The following is a 22,756-nucleotide window of genomic DNA, read 5'->3' on the forward strand; positions in this document are numbered from 1 at the left end:
CGGCACCTACGCGAGTTTCGCCAGCAGAGCATCCACTTCGGCAAGCACGTTTGCACTCACAGCATCGAAGGGCTGAGAAGCGTCAATCACTACGAAAGTGTCTGGTGCCTCTTCTGCTTGCCGCAGGAAGCCTTCACGGGCTCGTGTCAAAAATTCCAGCTTTTGCATCTCCATACGATCTAGCCCTTCACCACGGGACGCCACTCGCCTCATCCCGATCTCCGGATCTACGTCCAGGATGATATTGAGGTTCGGGGAAAAGCCCTCAAGCGCAAAACCGTTGATGCTCTGCACCAGGCTTAGGGGAATCCCTCTTCCGTAGTGCTGGAACGCTACCGTCGCGGGAGTGAAGCGATCACACACCACTACCTTACCGGCCTGGATCGCTGGAATGATCTTTTCTTTCAAGTGCTGAGCGCGAGCAGCAGCAAACAGAAGCAGCTCAGTCGTATCGCAAAGCTCTGGGGTCTCAGGATCGAGCACCACGCTCCGGATCTTTTCACCGATACGGGTTCCGCCAGGCTCGCGAGTCACGAGGTAGGAATGGCCTCGTGAGTGGAGAAACTCTTCGATGGCACGGATAACCGAAGACTTACCTGCCCCGTTATTTCCGTCACATACGATCAGACAGCCTTGCGCCATTCGTTTGTCCTAGTGGCTTTGGTGGAGGGGGCATTGGTTTACATCGTGGTAGAAGAGAATGTAATCGTCAAGTCCACACCCTCCCTTTCTGACCGCAGCCCCATACCCTCTGATTTTTGCTTTCGGGCTCAGAGGACTTGGTAGGGAAGGATAGCTTTGGTTTACATCGCACAGCTACTGAATATATTTTTTCTGGTTTACATGGAAGTCAAAGCGAATATAACGCGCCTTCGGGGCCTTCCAGGGTAATAAACAAGCCGCTCACAGGCAGTCCTTAATGTTGTTCGTCTGGCGCTGGCGCTTCAGCCGGCGCTGGAGATTCGCCTGACGGCAAGGCCTGCTGCGCATCAGGCTCCGGGGCATCAACAGCCGGCGTCTCGACCGAATCGGTCTGGCCCTGGGGCGCAGGGCTCGAGCGATAGTCTGCCCGCCGCTTGAGCTGGAATTCGCGCACTGCCGAGTTGTGATCGTCCAGGTCATCGGAGAACACATGGCTGCCGTCACCACGCGCAACGAAGTAAAGGCTGGTGCCGTCGGACGGGTTAAGCGCTGCATGGATAGCCTCGCGCCCGACCATGGCAATCGGCGTCGGCGGCAGGCCGGTGATGGTGTACGTGTTGTAGGGCGTGGGCTCACGCAGGTCGGCGCGGGTAATCCTGCCGTTATAGCGCTCACCCATGCCATAGATCACGGTAGGGTCGGTCTGCAGCATCATGCCCAGGCGCAGGCGCCGCACGAACACGCCGGCAATCTGGCCACGTTCCTGGGGGATACCGGTTTCCTTTTCCACCAGAGAGGCCATGATCAACGCCTGATAAGGGTCGCGATACGGCAGGTCGGTGGTGCGCTCGGCCCACTCCTTGGCCAGCACTTCGTCCAGGCGCATATAGGCTTGCTGCAGCAGCTCCACATCACTCATGCCGCGCACGAAACGGTAGGTATCCGGGAAAAAGCGCCCTTCGGGGAACACGCCGGTATGGCCAAGCTTGTCCATCACCTCGGTGTCGGACAAACCATCAAGGGTATGCTTGAGCTTTTCATGCTTGGCAATCGCCGAGCGCACCTGGCGGAACGTCCAGCCTTCGACCAGCGTCAGGTTGTACTGCACCACGTCGGCACGGCGCCAGGCATCGAACAAGTCTTCCACGGTCATGCCAGGCGTCAGGCGGTACTCACCGGTATGCAGCGGCGTGCCGGCCATGTTGAAGCGCCAGTACAAGCGCAGCCAGACGGCATCATCCAGCAGCCCTTCGCTTTGCATGCGGTAGAACATGCGGTTGGGGTTTGTACCGTTGGGCACGTCCAGCAGGCGTTCCTGCGCCACGTGCAAAGGTTGCTCCAGGACCGAGTTGAGCTTCCAGGCCGACCAGCCCAAGGCCAGGCCGGCAAGGATCAAGCCCATTTCCAGCAACAGCAGGAGTTTGCGTCTCACGAATTCAGGTATCCAGTAACGTACGGGCAACGGCCTGCAGTTTACGGGTGAGCGGGCCCGGCGACCAGTTTAGCTCGGCGTGGCCGCGCACCGGCCAAATGCCATAAACACTGTTGCACACAAAAACCTCATCGGCCTGCGCCAGCTCTTCAAGCATCACATCACGCACCTGCGTTGAGATGCCTAACGCTTTTGCCTGTTCCAGCAATGCGCTGCGCATCACGCCGGCGACACCGCATCGATTGAGGTCAGCCGTTACCAGCACGCCATCGCGCACCAGGAACAGGTTGCTATAGACACCCTCGATCACCCTGCCCTGCCCGTCCTGCATCAAACCTTCAGCATGTTCACTGCCCTGCCACTCGGCACGGGCCAGCACCTGCTCAAGGCGGTTGAGATGTTTGAGGCCGGCCAGCAAGGGTTGTTCCCCAAGCCGGGTCTGGCAAGGGTACAGCCGCACACCCTGTTCGGCATGTTCAGCCGGGTATTCTGGCAGCGGCCCGCCTTGCAGGATGCGCCGTGGCGGCACACCTGCAACCGGGGCATAGCCACGCTGGCTATCGCCGCGAGTCAGGATGAGTTTGGCAACGCCGTCACCCAACTGGCTGGCAAAACGCAGGACCTCGTCGCGCACCAGCGGCATGTCGGCGTTGATCGCCAACCGCTCGCACCCCAGCGCCAGGCGAGCCAGATGACCTTCCAGCAAGCTGGGGCGGCCAGCACGCACGGCGATGGTCTCGAAAAGACCATCACCGTAGGCCAGGCCCCGGTTCTGCAGGTTGACCGCAGTCGCAGGCTGGCCATCGATCCAGCTATGCATCAACCGGCGAACCGGCGGAACACCAGCGAGCCGTTGGTGCCACCAAAGCCGAACGAGTTGGACAGCACCACGTCGATCGGCATGCTGCGCGCCTGATGCGGCACGAAGTCAAGGTCGCAACCTTCGTCCGGCTCATCCAGGTTGATGGTCGGTGGCGCCATCTGGCTGTTGATTGCCAGCACGCTGAAGATGGCTTCGACCGCACCGGCAGCGCCCAGCAGGTGGCCCGTCATCGACTTGGTCGAGCTGACGGCCAGCTTGTAGGCATGATCACCGAACACACGCTTGATTGCCGCAACCTCGGCAACGTCACCCGCAGGGGTGGAAGTGCCGTGGGCATTGATGTAGCTGACTGCTTCCGGCTGGATGCCAGCGTCGCGCAGGGCGTTGGCCATGCAGCGGGCAGCCCCTTCGCCGCTATCGGGCGGCGAGGTCATATGGAAGGCATCACCGCTCATGCCAAAGCCAACCAGTTCGGCATAGATGGTGGCGCCACGGGCCTGGGCATGCTCAAGCTCTTCAAGCACCAACGCACCGGCACCGTCGGACAATACGAAGCCATCACGGCCCTTGTCCCATGGACGGCTGGCACGGGTTGGCTCATCGTTGCGCGTTGACAGCGCACGCGAGGCACCAAAACCACCCATACCGAGGCCACATGCAGCCATTTCCGCGCCACCTGCAATCATCACGTCGGCTTCGCCATAGGCGATGTTGCGCGCGGCCATGCCGATGCAGTGGGTGCCAGTGGTGCAAGCCGTGGCGATGGCGTAGTTAGGCCCCTGCAACCCCAGATGGATCGACAGGAAGCCCGAGATCATGTTGATGATCGAACCCGGCACGAAGAATGGCGAAATGCGGCGCGGCCCCGAATCGTGCAGGGTGCGGCTGGTTTCTTCGATATTGGTCAGGCCGCCGATGCCCGAGCCCATGGCCACGCCGATGCGCTCGCGGTTGGCGTCGGTCACTTCCAGGCCGGCATTACGCACCGCCTGGAAACCGGCTGCCAAGCCGTACTGGATGAACAGGTCGAGCTTGCGGGCCTCTTTGGCCGACAGGTACTGCTCGACTTCAAAGCCCTTCACCGAGCCGCCAAAACGGGTGGAGTAGGCAGAAAGGTCCGTGTGTTCGATCGGCCCGATGCCACTGCGGCCAGCCAGAATGCCCTGCCAGGTGCTCGGTACATCCGTACCCAGTGGCGACAGCATACCCATACCGGTGACCACGACGCGTCTACGCGACACAGTACTCTCCTTTTTCGTTAACAGAGTTTCTTGCCATTGCATTCAAGGCAACGGAATGAAATGGCAACAAGCTCTCGGCGCTCATCGCACGAAATCGCTGCCTGGCAAAGAAAAAACCGCACGCCAGCAAAGGCAGTGCGGTTTTTCTCGTCAAGAAGCGACGACTACAGCGTCTTAGGCCTTGTGGCTGTTGACGTAGTCGATAGCAGCTTGAACGGTAGTGATCTTCTCGGCTTCTTCGTCAGGGATTTCGGTCTCGAATTCCTCTTCCAGAGCCATCACCAGCTCAACGGTGTCAAGCGAATCGGCACCCAGGTCGTCGACGAAGGACTTCTCGTTGGTCACTTCTTCTTCCTTGACGCCCAGTTGCTCGGCGACGATTTTCTTGACGCGTTCTTCGATGGTGCTCATACCTAGTTTTCACTCCTAATGGACATATGTCAGGCAGCTGGCCGGTGACCAATTTTATAGAAAGACGTTCGCTTTTCAAGCGGAACGCACCTTCGGGTTGGGCACCGCACCCGCTGCCTGGAATCTGGTTGCAGCTTTATAACGGATTTTAGGCTCGGAGTATGACTCTTTTTTTAAGCAATCCGTCACATTGAGTTGCAGGGGTTACATGTACATCCCGCCGTTCACCGGCACGGTGGCGCCGGTGACATAGGCTGCGCCGTCGGATGCCAGGAACGAAACCACCTTGGCGATTTCGTCAGCCTGGCCCAGGCGGCCCAGCGGAATCTGGGTTTGCAGGGCTTCGCGCTGCGCTTCTGGCAGTTCGCGAGTCATGTCGGTATCGATAAAGCCCGGGGTCACCGAGTTGACGGTGATGCCACGCGAGCCCACTTCACGCGCCAGGGCACGGCTGAAACCTTCCAGGCCCGCCTTGGCGGCCGCATAGTTGGCCTGGCCAGCGTTACCCATGGCACCGACGACCGAGCCGATGCTGATGATACGACCCCAACGTGCCTTGGTCATGCCACGCAGCACGCCCTTGGACAAACGGTAGAGGCTGTTCAGGTTGGTGTCGATCACGTCGAACCACTCGTCGTCCTTCATGCGCAGCATGAGGTTGTCACGGGTGATACCGGCGTTGTTGACCAGGATGGCCGGCGCACCGAACTGCTCGCCAATGGCGCCCAGCACAGCCTCAACCGATTCGGCGCTGGTCACGTTCAGCTCCATGCCGGTGCCGGTGATGCCGTGCTCTTTGAGGGTGGCAGCGATGCGCTCGGCACCGGAAGCCGAGGTGGCAGTACCGATCACGGTAGCGCCCTGGCGGCCCAGCTCGAGGGCGATGGCCTGGCCGATACCACGGCTGGCGCCAGTGACCAGTGCAACTTTACCTTGCAGGCTCATGCAAGCTTCTCCAGATTCAGGCCAGCGCCGCACGGGTGGCGGCGACGGCGTCAGGGGTATTGAGGTTGTAGGTGGTTACGCCATCGGCGCAACGCTTGTTCAGGCCAGCCAGCACTTTACCGGGGCCACATTCAACCAGGTTGACGGCGCCGTGGGCCGCCAGGGCCTGCACGCACTCCACCCAGCGAACGGGCTGGTAGAGCTGAGCCAGCAGGTCGCGCTTGAGTGCATCAAGGTCGGCGGCAATGGCGGCGGTAACGTTCTGTACCACCGGAATTTGCGGCGCCTTCCACTCGATCGCATTGACTGCTTCGGCGAATCGCTCGGCGGCAGGCTTCATCAGTGCACAGTGCGACGGCACGCTGACGGCCAGCGGCAGAGCGCGCTTGGCACCTTTGGCCTTGCACAGCTCGATGGCGCGATCGACAGCGCCTTTGTTACCGGCAATAACTACCTGGCCTGGCGAGTTGAAGTTGACGGCGCTGACCACTTCGTCTTCGGCCGCTTCGGCACAGATTTCAACGACTACGGCGTCGTCCAGGCCGAGAATGGCCGCCATGGCGCCATGACCGGCCGGCACGGCCTCCTGCATCAACTGGCCACGGCGCTCGACCAGGCGAACGGCGTCTTTAAGGCTGATGCTGCCAGCGGCAACCAGCGCGCTGTATTCGCCCAGGCTATGGCCGGAGACGTAGGCTGGCTTGGCACCGCCCTCCTCCAGCCACAGGCGCCACAAGGCGATGGAGGCAGTCAGGATTGCAGGCTGAGTCTTGTCGGTTTGATTGAGCTTTTCTTCCGGCCCATTCTGAACCAGAGCCCACAGGTCGTAGCCCAGAGCTTCGGAGGCCTCCTTGAAGGTCTCGACGATCACTGGCTTTTCCGCGCCGAGCTCGGCGAGCATGCCCAGCGACTGGGAACCTTGACCAGGGAAGACGAATGCGAGGGATGCAGACATTGAACAAGCCCTTATGATCTTGTCATCGGATAGGGTGCGCCGAGCCATTGGCTGGGCACAGAATCTGAATGCTTGGATGAAGACGCAGACCAAGCGGTCACATTTAAGCACTTCATGGGCAAAATGCCTAAGGCAACAAATCTTCGAGGCGGCCATGCAGCCGCTGGGGCAGGTTTTCCTGAATCTCGATCAGCGCCCGCTGAATCGCACTCTGAAAGCCTTGCACCCCCGCCGAACCGTGGCTTTTGATGACGATGCCCTGCAACCCGAGAAAGCTCGCACCATTGTGCCGGGCCGGCGCCAGGTCGGCCTGCAGGCGCTTGAGCAGCGGCATGGCAACAGCCCCGGCAACACGTGACAAAGCGCCGCCCTTGAACAGTTTCTCAATGCGCGCGCCAATCATGGTCGCCAGACCTTCACTGGATTTGAGCAGGATATTGCCGACAAAACCGTCGCACACCACCACGTCGGCCTCACCCCGATACAGCCCGTCACCCTCGACGAAACCGATGTAATTGAGGCCGCGCGCGTTCTGCAGCAGCGTGGCAGCCAACTTGACCTGCTGGTTACCCTTGATGTCCTCGGTACCGATATTGAGCAGCGCCACACGCGGCCGCTGGACACCCAACGCCTGAGCCGCTACCGAGCCCATTACAGCAAACTGATAGAGGTTTTCGGCACTGCAATCGACATTGGCGCCCAAATCGAGCAACTGGCAGTAACCCGCCTGCGTCGGAATAGCCGCCACCATGGCAGGGCGGTCGATACCCGGCAACGTCTTGAGCACAAAACGCGACAACGCCATCAATGCCCCGGTATTACCGGCACTAACGCAGGCCTGAGCCCTGCCATCACGCACCAGTTCAAGGGCGATGCGCATCGACGAATCCGGCTTGCCCCGCAACGCCTGCGACGGCCGCTCATCCATCCCGACCACTTCACTGGCAGCCACAATTTGCAGGCGCGCGCGATCCGCAGCTGAAACGCCGCTAATCAGGTCTTCTAGAAGAGAGGGCTGACCGACGAGGGCCAAATGCAACGAGGGGGTAGCGGAAAGGCAGGCAATGCTAGCCTGAACAATGCTGCGGGGACCGAAGTCCCCGCCCATTGCGTCGATCGCGATGATCTGAGCGGACAAGGATTACTCGTCAGCGCCCTTGTCGACCACTTTGCGACCACGGTATACGCCTTCTGGCGAAACGTGGTGGCGCAGGTGTACTTCACCGGTGGTTTTCTCAACCGACAGTGCGTTTTCCGACAGAGCGTCGTGCGAACGACGCATGTCACGGGCAGAGCGGGATTTTTTGTTCTGCTGAACAGCCATAATTGATTAACTCCTAAACGTTTGGGTCACGCTTTAACTGCGCCAAAACACTGAACGGGTTGGACCGCGATACCTCGTCCTTGCTCGAGTCGGGCTCGTCTGCGCCCGCCGGCTGCTGGCATTCTTCCGGATGATGAGCAGGCACAATGGGCAAGGCGAGCAAAAGCTCCTCCTCGATCAAGGCCTGCAGATCCAAAGGATCTTCGCCCAGTTCCAGCACGTCATAGCCTTTCGGCAACGACTGGGTATTCGCACCCTCCTTCACCACGGCGTAAGTACATTCGCTGTGGATCGGCAGGGTGACCAGCTCAAGACAACGCTGGCAAACCATTTTGACTTCAACGTCCAGCTCGCTGTGGATAACCACCACGTGCTGTTCATCTCGTTCAAAATCGAACTTCGCCTGCACCGTACCGACATTGTCGGAAAGCGGGTCGCAGAGTCTTTCCAAATCAGCGAGTTGCAGCGAACCGTTAAGGGTTACGCCACGATCGGCTAATTTGCGCGGGTCAACGTGAGGTGGAATCGGGTCATTCAACATAGGCGCAGCATTCTAGGGATGCCCCCCGCCCCTGTCAAAGGAAATTCGGCGGCATCTCGCATGTTAGAATCGGGTTCAACTGATCAGGAGTCTACCATGCTTCCCTTGTTACTGGCTTCGAGCTCTGCTTATCGCCGCGAACTGCTGGCGCGACTGCGCCTGCCCTTCACCTGGGCAAGCCCCGACTTAGACGAGCGGCGGCTGGGTGACGAGCCGGCAGTGGAGCTCGTGCGCCGGCTGGCCAGGCAAAAGGCAGAGGCACTCGCAGCAACCCACCCCGAGCACCTGATCATCGGCTCCGACCAGGTTGCGGTGCTGGGCGAACAGATACTCGGCAAGCCACACACATTCGAACGGGCATGCGAGCAATTGCTGGAAGCCAGCGGGCAGCAGGTAACCTTCCTGACCGGGCTGGCACTGCTAAACACCGCCACTGGGCAGTGCCAGGTCGATTGCGTGCCGTTTACGGTGAATATGCGCGAGCTGAGCCGGGAGCAAGTGGAACGGTATGTGGCGGCCGAGCAGCCGCTGGATTGCGCCGGGAGCTTCAAGGCAGAGGGACTGGGGGTGAGTTTGTTTCAGAGCACCCACGGGAGTGATGCGACGAGCCTGATCGGGCTACCGCTGATTCGGTTGGTGGATATGCTGATGAAGGAGGGAGTGAGCATCCCTTAGCCAGACTTGAGATTTTTATTGCCCATGAGACCGAGCGCCGCCCACGCGGCGCATCGCGGTTAAATCCGCTCCTACAACGAAACGCGAACCCTGTAGGAGCGGATTTATCCGCGATGCGCCGCGTGGGCGGCGCTCGATCTCACAGACGACAAATACCTCAAGCCAAACTCAGCGCAACTGCGGCCCCTGGAACCCCATCCACATGGCAAGGTGCTCGGCCACACTCGCACCAATGCGCTTGGAGAACCGGTCAAAAGGCGACTCCTGGACGGTGTAGTCCACCAGGTCCTTCTCGCCGACAATCTCACGCGCCACGTAGCTGGCACTGCCCAGACCATCAACCAGGCCAAGCGCCTTGGCCTGCTCGCCCGACCAGATCAGACCACTGAACAGCTCCGGGTGCTCCTTGTCCTTCAGGCGCTCACCCCGCCCCTGCTTGACCATGGCGATGAACTGCTGATGGGTAGTATTCAGCACACCCTGCCAAAAGGCCTTTTCTTCAGGCTTTTCCGGCGAGAACGGGTCAAGGAATGCCTTGTGCTCACCGGCCGTATAGGTACGCCGCTCAACACCCAGCTTCTCCATCGAGCCAACAAAGCCATAGCCTGCCGCCGTCACACCAATGGAGCCGACCAGGCTTGCCTTGTCGGCGTAGATTTCGTCCGCGGCGCTGGCAATGTAGTAAGCGCCTGACGCCCCCAGGTCGGCAATCACCGCATAGAGCTTCTTGTCCGGGTACTCGCCACGCAGGCGGCGGATTTCGTCATACACATAACCCGCCTGCACCGGGCTACCGCCCGGGCTGTTGATGCGCAACACCACCGCCTTGGTTTTCGGGTCCTTGAAGGCTTCGCGCAGGCTCTTGACCAGATTGTCGGCACTGGCGGCCTCCTGGTCGGCGATCACCCCACGCACTTCCACCAGCGCGGTATGGCTACCACTGCGCGACGCAGCCTTGTCCATGTCCATCAACGGCGAGAACAAGGCCAGAACACCGAACAGGTAGACGAAGGTCAGCAGCTTGAAGAAGATCCCCCAACGCCGCGCGCGGCGCTGCTCCTGAACCCCCGCCAGCAAGGTCTTTTCCAGGAGTTTCCAGCTTTTGCGCTCTTCGCGCTCATCCGGCTCGGATTCTGGTGCTTTCCACTCGTCAGCCATGCTCACCTACCTTGGAATTGGAATTACGAATTACCCGCCAACCACTCGCGCAACTGGGAGAAATGATCAATACAAACCTGCGGGCCGAATTCGGCCAACGCCTGCAGCGACATGGCACCATAGCCCACCGCCACCGAATGCATGCCGGCATTGCTGGCCATCTGCAAATCGAACGCCGAGTCACCCACCATCAGCGCACGCTCAGGGCCGACACCACAATGCGCGAGGATTTCCTCCAGCATCAGCGGGTGCGGCTTACCCCGCGTTTCGTCGGCGGCACGGGTGATGTCGAAGAACTGCTCCCAGCCATTGGCTTTGAGCACCCGATCCAGCCCACGCCGCGCCTTGCCAGTCGCCACCGCCAAGCGATAACCCTGGGCGCGGAACGCATCCAGCGACTCAATCACGCCCTCGAACAAAGGCGAAGGCTGCTGATCAAGCGCCACATACACATCGGCATAGTGCTGACGAAAGGCTACAAGCTGAACAGGGTCAAGGTGCGGGTAGAGGGTTGAAATGGCCTCATCCAGCGCCAGGCCGATGATGCCCTTGATGGCACCCTCGTCGCTCGGCGCCTCACCCGCACGCGCCGCCGCAGCATTCATCGCCTCGACGATACGACCGATGGAATCGGCCAGGGTGCCATCCCAATCGAAGATCAACAGGTCATAGTTACTGTGGCGCACTCAAACGCTCCACTGTCTTGGCCCATACTTCGTCCACTGGCGCTTCCAGCTTGAGCTCGCCACCATCGGGCAACGGCACTGTCAGGGCGTAGGCGTGCAGGAACAGGCGCTTGCCGCCCAGCTCGCGAATCTCGCGGCTGAAGTCCTCGTCGCCATATTTGCTGTCACCGGCAATCATGTGCCCGGCATGCAACGCATGCACACGGATCTGGTGAGTGCGGCCGGTAATCGGACGCGCCTCGACAATGGTGGCGAACTCGCCGAAGCGGCGCAGTACGCGGAACAAGGTCAGCGCCTCCTTGCCCTCGTCATTGACCTCGACCATGCGCTCGCCGGAGCGCAGGTTACTTTTGAGCAACGGCGCATTGACCTGCTTCTTGGCGGTTGGCCAGTGGCCGCGCACCAGCGCCATGTAGCGCTTGTCCACGCCATCGCCGCGCAGGGCCGCATGCAGGTGGCGCAGCATGCTGCGCTTTTTGGCGATCATCAGCAGGCCTGATGTATCACGGTCCAGACGGTGCACCAGCTCGAGCTCCTTGGCATCCGGGCGCAACTGGCGCAGCGCCTCGATCACACCAAAGCTCAGGCCGCTGCCACCGTGCACGGCAATGCCGGAGGGCTTGTTCATCACGATCAGCGCCTTGTCTTCGTAGACGATGGCGGCCTCCAGGCGCTGCAACAGCCCCTGGGCAACAGGCGCAGGCTCGTCGCGCTCAGGCAGGCGCACCGGCGGCACCCGCACGATGTCGCCGGCCTGAAGCTTGTACTCGGGCTTGATACGGCCTTTGTTAACCCGCACCTCGCCTTTTCGCAGGATGCGGTACACCAGCGTCTTGGGCACGCCCTTGAGCGCCGTGATGAGGAAATTGTCGATGCGTTGGCCGGCAAGCTCCGGCGCGACTTCGATCAGCTGAACGCCGGAAGTCGGAGGGGTATTGGTCGTCATGGCGGGATCATAACAATTTTTTATGGAATTGAAGCACTTAATCATTGCTGCTATAGTCGCGAACGCCGCCAAAAGCGGCAGGCCAGCGGCACCAGGCCCTTAGCCGGTCCCTGACCAACGCAATTCTGCAGGACGCGAGGCCGTCCTACGGGGTTTTCGCCAGTTTACCGAATTGCCTGGAATCGCCACCAGCGCTGTGTAGAGAAGATCGAAAAAAAACGACAAGTGCGGTGTTTCACCTGCTTACCCGCTTCTTTTTGGCCCTCCTCTGCCCGCCCGTCGCTTCCACGCAACGCACGGCGAATGCTTCGGAAATACCTGCCTTGGACATGAATGGCGCCAGTGCGGTATCCGCGCTGGCGAAAAATGCAACCCGTTGCGGATTCAGCGCGCGGCAGCACCCGAATTATCAGGGATACGTGCAGGGTGGAGATGCACAGCCCTCGGTCCGTGTAGCAGATGCCCCAAAGCGTCCACGGCCGACGGTTGATTCCTCCTCCTGACTGAGTGCACGAGGCCCGCTTGGTTGATTCGGATTCCAATTCGAAACCACCGGGGCCTGGTAGGCACCGCAGCAAACAGGACGCGTCGTCGCGACAACGGCAGGCTGGGCAACCGGCTGGTGCCGAACGTTCTTCGACACGGGGGTGGCCCGGCCACCCTTTGCGCACCTTGGCACCGACCATGAGACGTCGTGTGTGCCGAACGCCGTTTCCGGCAGCCCGGAAACCGACGGTACAACATGAAAAGAATGCTGATTAACGCAACTCAGCCCGAAGAGTTGCGTGTAGCCCTGGTGGACGGCCAACGTCTGTACGACCTGGACATCGAGTCCGGCGCGCGTGAGCAGAAAAAGGCCAACATCTACAAAGGCAAGATCACCCGGATCGAGCCCAGCCTTGAAGCGGCCTTCGTCGACTTCGGCTCCGAACGTCACGGCTTCCTGCCGCTGAAAGAAATTTCCCGCGAGTACTTCAAGAAGGCGCCCGAAGGCCGCGTCAACATCAAGGAAGTGCTGAGCGAAGGCCAGGAAGTCATCGTCCAGGTCGAGAAGGAAGAGCGCGGCAACAAAGGCGCCGCCCTGACCACCTTCATCAGCCTGGCCGGCCGTTACCTGGTGCTGATGCCCAATAACCCGCGTGCCGGCGGCATCTCCCGCCGTATCGAAGGCGAAGAGCGCAACGAACTGCGCGAAGCCCTGAACGGCCTGACCGTACCGGGCGACATGGGCCTGATCGTGCGCACTGCCGGCCTTGGCCGCAGCAGCGAAGAAATGCAGTGGGACCTCGACTACCTGCTGCAGCTGTGGACCGCCATCAAGGACGCCTCCCAGGACCGCGCCGCGCCTTTCCTGATCTACCAGGAAAGCAACGTCATCATCCGCGCCATCCGCGACTACCTGCGCCAGGACATCGGCGAAGTGCTGATCGACAGCATCGATGCCCAGGAAGAAGCCCTGACCTTCATCCGCCAGGTGATGCCGCAGTACGCCAGCAAGGTCAAGCTGTACGAAGACAGCGTACCGCTGTTCAACCGCTTCCAGATCGAGAGCCAGATCGAGACCGCCTTCCAGCGCGTCGTCGACCTGCCATCCGGCGGCTCGATCGTCATCGACCCGACCGAAGCCCTGGTTTCCATCGACATCAACTCGGCGCGCGCCACCAAAGGCAGCGACATCGAGGAAACCGCCCTGCAGACCAACCTGGAAGCGGCTGAAGAAATCGCCCGCCAGCTGCGCCTGCGCGACATCGGCGGCCTGATCGTCATCGACTTCATCGACATGACCCCGGCCAAGAATCAGCGCGCCGTCGAAGAACGCGTGCGCGAGTGCCTTGAAGCCGACCGCGCCCGCGTTCAGGTTGGCCGCATCTCGCGCTTCGGCCTGCTGGAGATGTCCCGCCAGCGCCTGCGCCCTTCGCTGGGCGAAAGCAGCGGCATCGTCTGCCCGCGCTGCTCGGGCACCGGCATCATCCGCGACGTCGAATCGCTGTCGCTGGCCATTCTGCGCCTGATCGAAGAAGAGGCCCTGAAGGACCGCACCGCCGAAGTTCGTGCCCAGGTGCCGATCCCGGTCGCCGCGTTCCTGCTGAACGAAAAACGCAACTCGATCACCAAGATCGAGCTGCGCACCCGTGCACGCATCATCATCCTGCCGAACGACCACCTGGAAACCCCGCACTTCGAAGTCCAGCGCCTGCGCGACGACAACCCGGAAGTGCTGAACAACCAGTCCAGCTACGAAATCGCCGCAGCCGAAGCCGAAGAGGCGCCGCAGCCGACCGCCACCCGCACCCTGGTACGCCAGGAAGCCGCGGTAAAAACCGCACCGGCCCGCACCAACGCCCCGGCACCGGCCGCAGCCGAAGAGCAGGCACCTGTTGCCCAGCCGGCACCCGCGCCGAGCGTACCGGAGCCGAGCCTGTTCAAAGGCCTGGTGAAGTCGCTGGTGAGCCTGTTCGCAGGTAAAGAAGAGCCTGTCGCCGCCCAACCGGTTGCCGCCGAGAAGCCTGCCGCCGAGCGCACCCAGCGCAACGAAGAGCGCCGTAATGGTCGCCAGCAGAGCCGCAACCGCAATGGCCGCCGCGATGAAGAGCGCAAGCCGCGTGAAGAGCGTGCCGAGCGCGCGCCACGTGAAGAGCGCCAGCCTCGCGAAGAACGTGCTCCGCGTGAAGAACGCGCACCACGTGAAGAGCGCGCACCGCGCCAGCCACGCGAAGACCGCCGCGGCAACCGCGACGAGCGCCCTGTACGCGAACTGCGTGACCCACTGGACGCCGCTCCAGTCGCCCGCGAAGAGCGCCAGCCTCGTGAAGAACGCGCACCACGTGAAGAACGTGCTCCGCGTGAAGAGCGCGCACCTCGCGAAGAACGTGCTCCGCGTGAAGAGCGCGCACCTCGCGAAGAACGTGCTCCGCGTGAAGAGCGCGCACCTCGCGAAGAACGTGCTCCGCGTGAAGAGCGCGCTCCACGTGAAGAACGTGCCCCTCGTGAAGAACGTGCTCCACGTGAAGAACGCGCACCTCGTGAAGAGCGTCAACCGCGCCCACCACGCGAAGAGCGCCAGCCTCGCCCAGCCGAGGAGGCCGCCGAACAAGCTGCCGAGCTGGCCGAAGAGCAACTGCCGAACGAAGAGCTGCTGCAGGACGAGCAGGAAGGTGCCGATGGCGAACGCCCACGCCGCCGCTCCCGCGGCCAGCGTCGCCGCAGCAACCGTCGCGAGCGTCAGCGCAACGCCAATGGCGAGCTGATCGACGGTGGCGATGAAGACGGCAGCGACGAGCAACCACAACAGCACCAGGCTTCCGAGCTGGGCGCTGAACTGGCTGCCGGCCTAGCCGTAACCGCCGCTGTTGCCAGCAGCAACATCAGCGCCAATGCCGAAGCGCAGGCCAACCAGCAAGCCGAACGCGCCAATGCTGAAGCCACTGTTACTGAAACCCCTGAAGCCGCCCCGGCGGTTGAGCGGGTCGAAGTGGCCGAAGTCATCACCCAAGCCGAGGAAGTGGCCATTGCCCCTGCCGTTGAGCAGCCGGTGAGCGAGCCGGTGGTGGTCGCTGAAGCCACTGCAGAGCCTGTGGTAGAAATTGCACCACAGCCGGTTGTCGAAGAAGCCCCGGCCGCTGAGCCAGCAGCTGTAGAAACCCCAGTGGTAGCGCCAGCAGTAGAAGCCGCGCCGGTGGTTGTAGAAGCTGCGCCAGTCGTTGAGCAACCTGAAGCGGCGGTTGAAGCACAGCCAGAAGTGGTTGCAGCACCCGTGGTCGCCGAACCTGCACCGGTTGAAGCACCAGCCGTTGTGGAAGAAGCCGCCACCGTAATGCTGCCAAATGGCCGTGCACCTAACGACCCGCGTGAAGTGCGCCGCCGCAAGCGTGAAGCAGAAGCCGCAGCAGCTGCCAAGGCTGCCCAGGAAGCTGCCGAAGCGGCCAGCGAGCCAGCCCTGGAAACCGCCGATGAGCACAAGCCTCATCACGGTTGATCGCCAAGGCTGAATGAAAAAGCCCCGCCAGTTCACACTGGCGGGGCTTTTTCTTGGCCGGCTTTTTTGCTGATACCCGGATCCGCTCAGACCCAGCAGCGCGGCAATCAGTACAGGTTAGGCTCCATTTCCAGCTCAACGCCGAACCGCGCCCGGATGTCAGCCTGTATCCGCTGCGCAAGGCCGTGCAACTGCGCCCCGCTCGCCTGCCCATAATTGACCAGCACAAGCGACTGCAACCGATGCACCCCGGCATCGCCATCCCGATAACCTTTCCAGCCTGCCTGCTCGATCAGCCAGCCCGCTGCCAGCTTGACCTGGCCATCTGCCTGCGGGTATGCCACCACGTTCGGATAATGCGCGCGAATCTGCTCGGCCAGCGCAGCAGGCACCACCGGATTCTTGAAAAAGCTCCCGGCATTGCCCAACTCTGCAGGGTCCGGGAGTTTTTCCCGGCGAATGCTGCAGATCGCGTCGCTGATCGCTTGCGCGGTGGGCTGCTCAACGCCCTGCTCCAGCAGCCGCTGGCGCACCGGCCCGTAGTCCAGGTGTGCTTGCAAGGTGCGGCTCAAGGCAAAACGAACGCGCAGGATCAACCAGCGGCCCGGGTTTTGCTTGAACAGGCTGTCGCGGTAGCCGAACGCGCACGCTTGCAGGTCGAATTCACGCAGCTCACCGGTCTGGCGGTCCAACGCGGTCAAACCGGCGAACACATCCTTTATCTCGACACCGTAGGCGCCGACATTCTGCATGGGCGCTGCCCCGACCGTACCCGGGATCAAGCTGAGGTTTTCCAGGCCGCACAAGCCCTGCCCCAACGACCACTGCACAAACGGGTGCCAAGGCTCACCCGCCTCAGCCTCGACCACCACATGGCCATCCACGTCGCTGAGCACCTGGCAGCCACGGCTGGCCATCTGCAGCACCAGCGCATCGACGTCACGGGTCAGCAGCAGGTTGCTGCCACCGCCAATCACCAGCACCGGCAAATCACGCTCGGCCGCTTGCGCCAACGCCTCACGCACATCGGCATCCGTGTGCGCCTGGACGAAGTACCGTGCCTTAACATCGATGCCAAACGTGTTGTAGGGCTTGAGCGAGACATGCTCCTGCCAACGCACTGTCATAGCCGCCCCTTGATTTCCACGACCAGGTCACGGCAAGCCGCCTCGATCAGGTCCAATACCTGCTCGAAACCGTCTGCGCCGCCGTAGTACGGGTCGGGCACTTCATCAAGGGCCGCACCGTAGCGACGCAGGAACAGATCCAGCTCGCCTTTGGCCGCATGCGGGCGCATGGCCCGCAAGTTGGAAAGATTGCTCTCGTCCATGGCCAGGATCAGGTCGTATTCGGCGAAGTGCGCTGCCTTCACCTGCTGGGCACGCTGCTTCGTCAGGTCATAGCCGCGCGCCAGTGCCGCCTTGCAGGTGCGGCTGTCCGGCGCCTCGCCGACATGCCAGTCGCCGGTGCCGGCCGACGCTACATGCACGCGATCAGCCAAGCCCGCAGCCAGCAACTGATGGCGTAACACGCCTTCGGCGGTCGGCGAACGGCAGATGTTGCCCAGGCACACGAACAGAACGCGCATCAGGCCTCCAGCAAGCGCCGAACGCGCTCCAGGTCTTCAGGGGTATCGACGCCTACAGCCGGCGCCTCGATGGCGTCTTCCACATGGATGCGTACGCCGTGCCAAAGGGCCCGCAGCTGCTCCAGCGCTTCGGTCTGCTCCAGCCAGCAGGGGCCCCAGCTTACGAAGTCCTGCAGGAAGCCGGCGCGGTAAGCGTACATGCCGATATGGCGGCGGTACGGCACACCCTCAGGCAACTGGCTGCGGTCTTTGGCGAACACGTCGCGCGCCCAGGGCAGCGGTGCACGGCTGAAGCTCAGGGCCAGGCCGTGCTTGTCGCTGACTACCTTGACGGCGTTCGGGTTGAACACTGTTTCCGGCTCATGGATGGCTTCAGCCAAGGTAGCAATGCCGGCTTCAGGGTGGGCTGCCAGGTTGGCAGCCACCTGGTCGATGATCACAGGTGGAATAAGCGGCTCGTCACCCTGCACATTGACCACGATGGCATCCGCCGCCAAACCCAGCTTGGCAGCCACTTCAGCCAGGCGGTCCGTGCCCGACTCGTGGTCGGCACGGGTCATCAGCACTTCAGCGCCAAAGCCCTCACAGGCCTCGACAATGCTGGCATCGTCGGTGGCAATGACCACGCGGCTGGCGCCGCTCTTGCGCGCCTGCTCCCACACGTGCTGGACCATCGGCTTGCCGGCAATCAGTTGCAACGGTTTGCCCGGCAGACGCGTGGAGCGCAGCCGGGCGGGAATGACCACGGTGTAGTTCACGCTCATTTGTCCAGGCGCTCGTCGTCGGTCAGGGTGCGCGCTTCGCTTTCCAGCATCACCGGGATGCCGTCGCGGATAGGGTACGCCAGGCCCGCGCCCTTGCTGATCAGCTCGGTCTTGTCGGCGCTGAGCTTGAGCGGGCCTTTGGTGATCGGGCAGGCCAGGATGTCGAGCAGTTTGGTGTCCATGGGAGCTTCCTTGAGGCCAGATGGCCGGCAAATGAAAACGGGCTCAGGGCGTGCGATGCCCTGGCAGCAAGCGTTGCAACTGGTTGTCGAACCAATCGCTGAAGGCGGGTGTGGGCTGCGCGTCGACCGCCAGGTACCACCAGTCATCGCCTGCGAAGGCCCGGCATTTCACCGCGTCCTTTTCAGTCATGACCAGCGGCAGCGGCGGGCTGAACGCCAGGTTCTCGGCGCTGAACTGCGCATGGTCGGCAAACGGATGCGGCACCGGCTGCCAGTTTAGCCCTTGCAGGGTATTGAAGAAACGTTGCGGGTTACCGATGCCGGCCACCGCATGCAGGCGCTGGCCGGCCGGGAAGAAATCAAGGCCTTGGCGCTCACCGCTGCGCAGGTTGACCAATGCCGACGGCTGCAGGCCAAAGGCGAAGCCATCCGCGCGGTCGGCACTGGCGCCATTGAACAGCACCGCGTCCGCCTCTTGCAGGCGCTGCGCCGGTTCGCGCAACGGGCCGGCAGGCAGGCAACGGCCATTACCCAGGCCGCGGGCAGCGTCGATCAGTACTAGCTCAAGGTCCCGGGCCAGCCGGTAATGCTGCATGCCGTCGTCGCACAGGATCAGGTCCAGCGGCTCACTGGCCAGCAGTGCCTGCACGGCGCGTGAGCGGTCGGGGTCGATCATCAGTGGTACGCCGGTGCGCTGGACGATCAGCAAAGGCTCATCACCGGCCTGCCCGGCACTGTGCTGCGCCTCTACCCGCCAAGGCAACTGCGGCGGCTTGGCGCCATACCCGCGGCTGACCACCCCTACCTTCAGCCCCCGACTGCGACAGTGCTCGATCAACCACAGGATCATCGGCGTCTTGCCGGTGCCACCAATGGTGATATTGCCCACCACGATCACCGGCACCGGCGCGCGATAACTGGCGCTCTCACCACTGAGAAAACGCGCACGCTTGCGCAACACCACACGCCGGTACAAGGCTTCCAGCGGGCGTAACAGGGCCAGGGCCGGGTGGCCGGCATACCAGGCCGCCAGCAGGCGATCGCCCAGGGCCATCAAGGCGTCCCCTGCGCGGCCTCGACGGTGGTCATGCGCAGGTGGCTGAAGCCGAGCTTGCCGGCGGCATCCATTGCAGTGATCACCGCCTGGTGCGGGGTCTTGCCGTCTGCACTAATGGCCAGCGGCAGCGTATTGTCGCCACCGGACTCACGCTCGATGGCCTCGCTCAGGGTCGCCAGATCGCTCTTGGGCAGCAGGTGGTTGTTCACCGAGTACACGCCATCGGCGCTGATGGTGACTTCCACCAGCTTGTCCTGGTCCGCAGGTGGCTGCTCGGCACTGGCGGCCTCTGGCAGCTCGACGCGCAGCTGGGTTTCGCGCGTGAAGGTGGTGGTGACCACGAAGAACAGCAGCAGGACGAATACCACGTCGATCAACGACGCCAGGTTGATGTCGACGTTCTCCCGCTGGCGATTGCGCCGGAACTTCACGCCTTGCCTCCGGCCACTTCCACTTCACGGTCGCCCTGGATCACTTCCACCAGCTTGATGGCTTCCTGCTCCATGCCCACCACCAGTTCATCGATGCGGCGCAGCAGGAAACGGTGGAAGAACACCGCCGGAATACCAACCATCAGGCCGGCCGCCGTGGTCACCAGGGCCTTGGAAATACCGCCGGCCAACACGGCTGCGTTGGCGGTCATTTGCGACCCCATGAAGGCGCTGAAGATGTCGATCATGCCCAACACCGTACCCAGCAGGCCGAGTAGCGGGGCCATGGCGGCAATGGTGCCCAGGGTGCTGATATAGCGCTCCAGCTCGTGGATCACGCGCGAGGCGGCTTCTTCGATGCACTCTTTCATGATTTCGCGGCCATGACGCGAGTTGGCAAGGCCGGCGGCGAGGATTTCACCCAGCGGCGAGTCGGCGCGCAGGGCCTTGAGCTTGTCACTGGTGAGTTGCTTGTCCTTGATCCACATCCAGACCTGGCCCAGCAGGTGCGGCGGGGTCACGCGGCTGGCGCGCAGGGTCCACAGGCGCTCGACGACGATAGCCATGGCAGCGATGGAGCTCAGAATGATCGGCAGCATCATCCAACCACCGGACTTGACCAATTCCCACACAGTAAGCGCCCCTCTGAAAAATGGCCGCCACTCTACCATAGGCGCGCGGAGGGCTCATCTGCCGGAGGTCAGGGAATTACCGCTCGCGCCAGAAGCGTGCTTTGCCGCGCATGCCTTCCACACCCCCCTGGGCACCGAGCACCAAGCGCAACGCCCCCTGCTGCGCCGTGTCGTGAACCATCAGCCCATGGCGGCGGTAGCGCTCGATAACCTGTGCATGCGGGTGCCCGAAACCGTTGTTGCGCCCTCGCGAGATCATCACGCCACGCGGGGCAAGGGCGCCGATGAACGCCTCGGTGGAAGAGCTGCGGCTGCCATGGTGTGGGGCCTGCAACCAGTCGGCCGTCAACCCCGCGTTGGCAGCCAGCCAGGCACGCTCTGCACCCGCTTCCATGTCGCCCGCCAGCAACAGTCGCTCGCCCCGGGCCTCGACCATCAGCACGCAGGAGCGGTCATTGCTGCCCTGCCCCGCTGGCCACTGCCACAGCGAAAAAGACACCCCGTCCCATTCCCAACGTTGCCCACTCAGGCAAGGCTCGGCCAACGGCAGCGCCTGCGGCTCCCCCGCCAGCACCTGACGCACAGGCAACCCTTGGCGGATAGCCTCGGCACCACCCGCATGATCAGCGTGGGCATGACTGATCAACAGCACATCCAGCGCACCTACGCCAAGTTTGCGCAGGGTCGGCAGCACCACCCGCTCCCCCAGATCGTTACCACCGCGTGCGGGGCCTGCGTCGTAGAGCATGGCGTGATGGCGCGTACGCAGCAGGACCGCCAGCCCTTGGCCGACATCCAGGTGCCAGACCTCCACCTGCCCTTGCCCCACCGGCGCTTTGGGCACCCACAAGGCCAGCAGCATGACCCCACCCAGCCAGCGTAACGGTACGCCGGCAGGCAACAACAGCAACAGCGCGCCGAGACACACCAGCAGCCAGGCGCCCAACGGCAGAACCGGCGGCACCCAGGCAGGCTGCCATTGCGCCAAGACGGCCAGCACCCGAAACAGCACATCCAGCAGGCCACCCGCCACCCACAGCAGGCTGTCGCCAACCGGCGCCAGCGGCAACAACACCGTCCCCAGCAATGCCAAAGGCAACACCGCCAGGCTGACCCACGGCACCGCCAACAGGTTCGCAAAGGGAGCACTCAGGCTAACCGGCAACCCGGTCGCCAGCAGCACGGGCAGCAGGCCCACCGCGATTACCCACTGGGCACGCGTCCACACCTGCCAGGGCCGCCAGCCACCCAGCCGCGCACTGAAGCTGTAGAGCAGAATCGCCACTGCCGCGAACGACAGCCAAAACCCCGGCAGCAGCGCAGCCAGCGGTTCGGCGATCAATACGGCATTGAGCGCGAGCAACAACGGGACAACCGCCCCCACATGCCGAAACCGCAATCGCCAGGCCAGTACCACGGCCAGCATCAGGCAGGCGCGCTGCACCGGCACACCGCCACCGGCCAGCCAACCGTAAGCCAATGCCGCACTCATCGCCAAAGCGCAGGCACAAGGCAGCCACGGCAAGCCACGCGGCCACAGCCCCCAACGCGCCAAACCGGCAACCAGGCCATAAAGCAGGCCGGCGACAAGGCCGATGTGCTGCCCGGAAATCACCAGCAAATGCACCGTGCCGGTGGCCTGCAGCACTTGCCAGTCCTCCCGTGGTAACCCCGCACCGTCCCCCAGCACCAGCGCCGCGAGCGCCGCCTCACGCCCATGGGCATCAACCTGCGACAGGCGCTGGCGCAGGGCATCGCGTACGCCCGGTGACGCGGCGTCCAGCACCTGCCCGGCCTTCACCGTGCCGGTTGCGCCTGTGCGGCGAGCCAGCAATTGGGCCTCACGGTCCGGCCCATGCGGGTTAAGCAAACCTGCCGGGCGATGCAGCGTCACGGCCAGGCTCCAACGCTCGCCCGTGCGCACAGGCGGGCCGTCAAACCAGTTCAACAGCAGGCGTTGCGGCAGTGCGGCACGGCGCGAACTCGGGCCTTCCAGCTCAAAACGCATACCCTGCCCCGTTTGCGTCGGCAGGCCTGCCACCCGCCCCTCCAGCCACAGCGTTCGGCCATCCAGCTCGGCTGACAAGCGGTCGCTCAGCGCCTGCTGCGCCGACCAGCAGGCCCAGCAAAGGCCCAATACGAACAAACCGATCAGCCGCAGCCGCGTGAACAGGCAAAGCAGCCCGCCAGCCAGCAGCAAAGTCAGCCATCCGACCGATGGCAACGACGGCAAAAGCCCCAGGCTCAACAGCCCGAGTGCCAGCGCAAGCATCCCTGTGCGCATGAGATAGAGCTCCAGAAGCAGGATCGCTTACTGAGGCTTAGCGCAAATGGCGCCCAGGCTTGC

Annotated in this window: 22 protein-coding genes and 1 pseudogene; 2 read left to right on the forward strand and 21 right to left on the reverse strand. The window is 62.7% G+C overall.

Annotated features, from left to right (window positions below):
• Positions 1–6: 6 nt before the first annotated feature.
• The 10 genes from tmk to PVV54_RS18615 form a co-directional block, all read right to left on the reverse strand.
• Positions 7–642: a dTMP kinase gene (tmk, locus tag PVV54_RS18570; protein WP_274906651.1), complete on the reverse strand. Its 636-nt coding sequence runs from the start codon at positions 640–642 to the stop codon at positions 7–9.
• 274 nt (positions 643–916) lie between these two features.
• The gene (gene mltG / locus PVV54_RS18575) at positions 917–2,074 is read right to left on the reverse strand and encodes an endolytic transglycosylase MltG (RefSeq protein ID WP_274906652.1); all 1,158 of its coding nucleotides are present in this window, start codon (positions 2,072–2,074) and stop codon (positions 917–919) included.
• Between the two features lie 4 nt (positions 2,075–2,078).
• Positions 2,079–2,894 carry an aminodeoxychorismate lyase gene (pabC, locus tag PVV54_RS18580; RefSeq protein ID WP_274906653.1) on the reverse strand — a complete coding sequence of 272 codons (816 nt, stop codon included), beginning with the start codon at positions 2,892–2,894 and terminating at the stop codon, positions 2,079–2,081.
• Entirely contained in the window at positions 2,894–4,138 is a 1,245-nt protein-coding gene (gene fabF, locus PVV54_RS18585; protein ID WP_274906654.1) for a beta-ketoacyl-ACP synthase II, read from the reverse strand. Before fabF ends, pabC begins: the two co-directional genes overlap by 1 nt.
• Positions 4,139–4,312: 174 nt before the next feature.
• On the reverse strand, positions 4,313–4,549 hold the full coding sequence (gene acpP, locus PVV54_RS18590; protein WP_008096410.1) for an acyl carrier protein: 237 nt from the start codon (positions 4,547–4,549) through the stop codon (positions 4,313–4,315).
• Between the two features lie 204 nt (positions 4,550–4,753).
• Complete coding sequence (fabG, locus tag PVV54_RS18595; RefSeq protein WP_012053293.1) at positions 4,754–5,494, reverse strand: 3-oxoacyl-ACP reductase FabG; 741 nt, start codon at positions 5,492–5,494, stop codon at positions 4,754–4,756.
• A gap of 16 nt (positions 5,495–5,510) precedes the next feature.
• Positions 5,511–6,449 (reverse strand): ACP S-malonyltransferase, encoded by a 939-nt coding sequence (gene fabD / locus PVV54_RS18600; RefSeq protein WP_274906655.1) that lies wholly within the window; start codon positions 6,447–6,449, stop codon positions 5,511–5,513.
• Between the two features lie 127 nt (positions 6,450–6,576).
• Positions 6,577–7,587 (reverse strand): phosphate acyltransferase PlsX, encoded by a 1,011-nt coding sequence (plsX, locus tag PVV54_RS18605; RefSeq protein WP_274906656.1) that lies wholly within the window; start codon positions 7,585–7,587, stop codon positions 6,577–6,579.
• Between the two features lie 3 nt (positions 7,588–7,590).
• Complete coding sequence (rpmF, locus tag PVV54_RS18610) at positions 7,591–7,773, reverse strand: 50S ribosomal protein L32 (RefSeq protein ID WP_003247154.1); 183 nt, start codon at positions 7,771–7,773, stop codon at positions 7,591–7,593.
• A 13-nt stretch (positions 7,774–7,786) separates the two neighbouring features.
• Positions 7,787–8,314, reverse strand: coding sequence for a YceD family protein (locus tag PVV54_RS18615; RefSeq protein ID WP_176512232.1), 528 nt, complete (start codon positions 8,312–8,314; stop codon positions 7,787–7,789).
• Positions 8,315–8,410: 96 nt separating this feature from the next.
• Between PVV54_RS18615 and PVV54_RS18620 the strand changes: the two genes are divergently transcribed.
• Positions 8,411–8,989 (forward strand): Maf family protein, encoded by a 579-nt coding sequence (locus tag PVV54_RS18620; protein ID WP_274906657.1) that lies wholly within the window; start codon positions 8,411–8,413, stop codon positions 8,987–8,989.
• Positions 8,990–9,157: 168 nt separating this feature from the next.
• On the opposite strand, the gene sppA is transcribed toward PVV54_RS18620, so the two are convergent.
• From sppA to rluC, 3 genes and pseudogenes are all read right to left on the reverse strand, one after another.
• Complete coding sequence (sppA, locus tag PVV54_RS18625) at positions 9,158–10,147, reverse strand: signal peptide peptidase SppA (protein WP_274906658.1); 990 nt, start codon at positions 10,145–10,147, stop codon at positions 9,158–9,160.
• Between the two features lie 6 nt (positions 10,148–10,153).
• Positions 10,154–10,833: pseudogene (locus PVV54_RS18630) on the reverse strand (HAD family hydrolase).
• Positions 10,820–11,779, reverse strand: a complete 960-nt coding sequence (rluC, locus tag PVV54_RS18635) for a 23S rRNA pseudouridine(955/2504/2580) synthase RluC (protein WP_274906659.1) — start codon at positions 11,777–11,779, stop codon at positions 10,820–10,822. The pseudogene PVV54_RS18630 and the gene rluC overlap by 14 nt, the downstream one beginning before the upstream one ends.
• Positions 11,780–12,521: 742 nt before the next feature.
• Between rluC and rne the strand changes: the two genes are divergently transcribed.
• The gene (rne, locus tag PVV54_RS18640) at positions 12,522–15,755 is read left to right on the forward strand and encodes a ribonuclease E (protein WP_274906660.1); all 3,234 of its coding nucleotides are present in this window, start codon (positions 12,522–12,524) and stop codon (positions 15,753–15,755) included.
• Positions 15,756–15,862: 107 nt separating this feature from the next.
• Here rne and murB read toward each other — a convergent pair whose 3' ends face one another.
• The 8 genes from murB to PVV54_RS18680 form a co-directional block, all read right to left on the reverse strand.
• Positions 15,863–16,882 (reverse strand): UDP-N-acetylmuramate dehydrogenase, encoded by a 1,020-nt coding sequence (gene murB / locus PVV54_RS18645; RefSeq protein WP_274906661.1) that lies wholly within the window; start codon positions 16,880–16,882, stop codon positions 15,863–15,865.
• The gene (locus PVV54_RS18650; RefSeq protein WP_274906662.1) at positions 16,879–17,343 is read right to left on the reverse strand and encodes a low molecular weight protein-tyrosine-phosphatase; all 465 of its coding nucleotides are present in this window, start codon (positions 17,341–17,343) and stop codon (positions 16,879–16,881) included. The genes murB and PVV54_RS18650 overlap by 4 nt, the downstream gene beginning before the upstream one ends.
• The gene (kdsB, locus tag PVV54_RS18655; RefSeq protein WP_274906663.1) at positions 17,343–18,107 is read right to left on the reverse strand and encodes a 3-deoxy-manno-octulosonate cytidylyltransferase; all 765 of its coding nucleotides are present in this window, start codon (positions 18,105–18,107) and stop codon (positions 17,343–17,345) included. The genes PVV54_RS18650 and kdsB overlap by 1 nt, the downstream gene beginning before the upstream one ends.
• A complete protein-coding gene (locus PVV54_RS18660; protein ID WP_003247142.1) occupies positions 18,104–18,289 on the reverse strand; it encodes a Trm112 family protein in 186 nt (61 codons plus the stop codon). Before PVV54_RS18660 ends, kdsB begins: the two co-directional genes overlap by 4 nt.
• Positions 18,290–18,332: 43 nt before the next feature.
• Positions 18,333–19,343, reverse strand: a complete 1,011-nt coding sequence (gene lpxK, locus PVV54_RS18665; RefSeq protein ID WP_274906664.1) for a tetraacyldisaccharide 4'-kinase — start codon at positions 19,341–19,343, stop codon at positions 18,333–18,335.
• On the reverse strand, positions 19,343–19,777 hold the full coding sequence (locus PVV54_RS18670) for an ExbD/TolR family protein (RefSeq protein ID WP_274906665.1): 435 nt from the start codon (positions 19,775–19,777) through the stop codon (positions 19,343–19,345). Before PVV54_RS18670 ends, lpxK begins: the two co-directional genes overlap by 1 nt.
• Positions 19,774–20,409 carry a MotA/TolQ/ExbB proton channel family protein gene (locus tag PVV54_RS18675; protein ID WP_016391244.1) on the reverse strand — a complete coding sequence of 212 codons (636 nt, stop codon included), beginning with the start codon at positions 20,407–20,409 and terminating at the stop codon, positions 19,774–19,776. Before PVV54_RS18675 ends, PVV54_RS18670 begins: the two co-directional genes overlap by 4 nt.
• A gap of 76 nt (positions 20,410–20,485) precedes the next feature.
• Positions 20,486–22,693 (reverse strand): DNA internalization-related competence protein ComEC/Rec2, encoded by a 2,208-nt coding sequence (locus PVV54_RS18680; RefSeq protein WP_274906666.1) that lies wholly within the window; start codon positions 22,691–22,693, stop codon positions 20,486–20,488.
• Between the last annotated feature and the right edge of the window lie 63 nt (positions 22,694–22,756).

This window comes from Pseudomonas sp. PSKL.D1, assembly GCF_028898945.1.
Taxonomy (GTDB): Bacteria; Pseudomonadota; Gammaproteobacteria; order Pseudomonadales; family Pseudomonadaceae; genus Aquipseudomonas.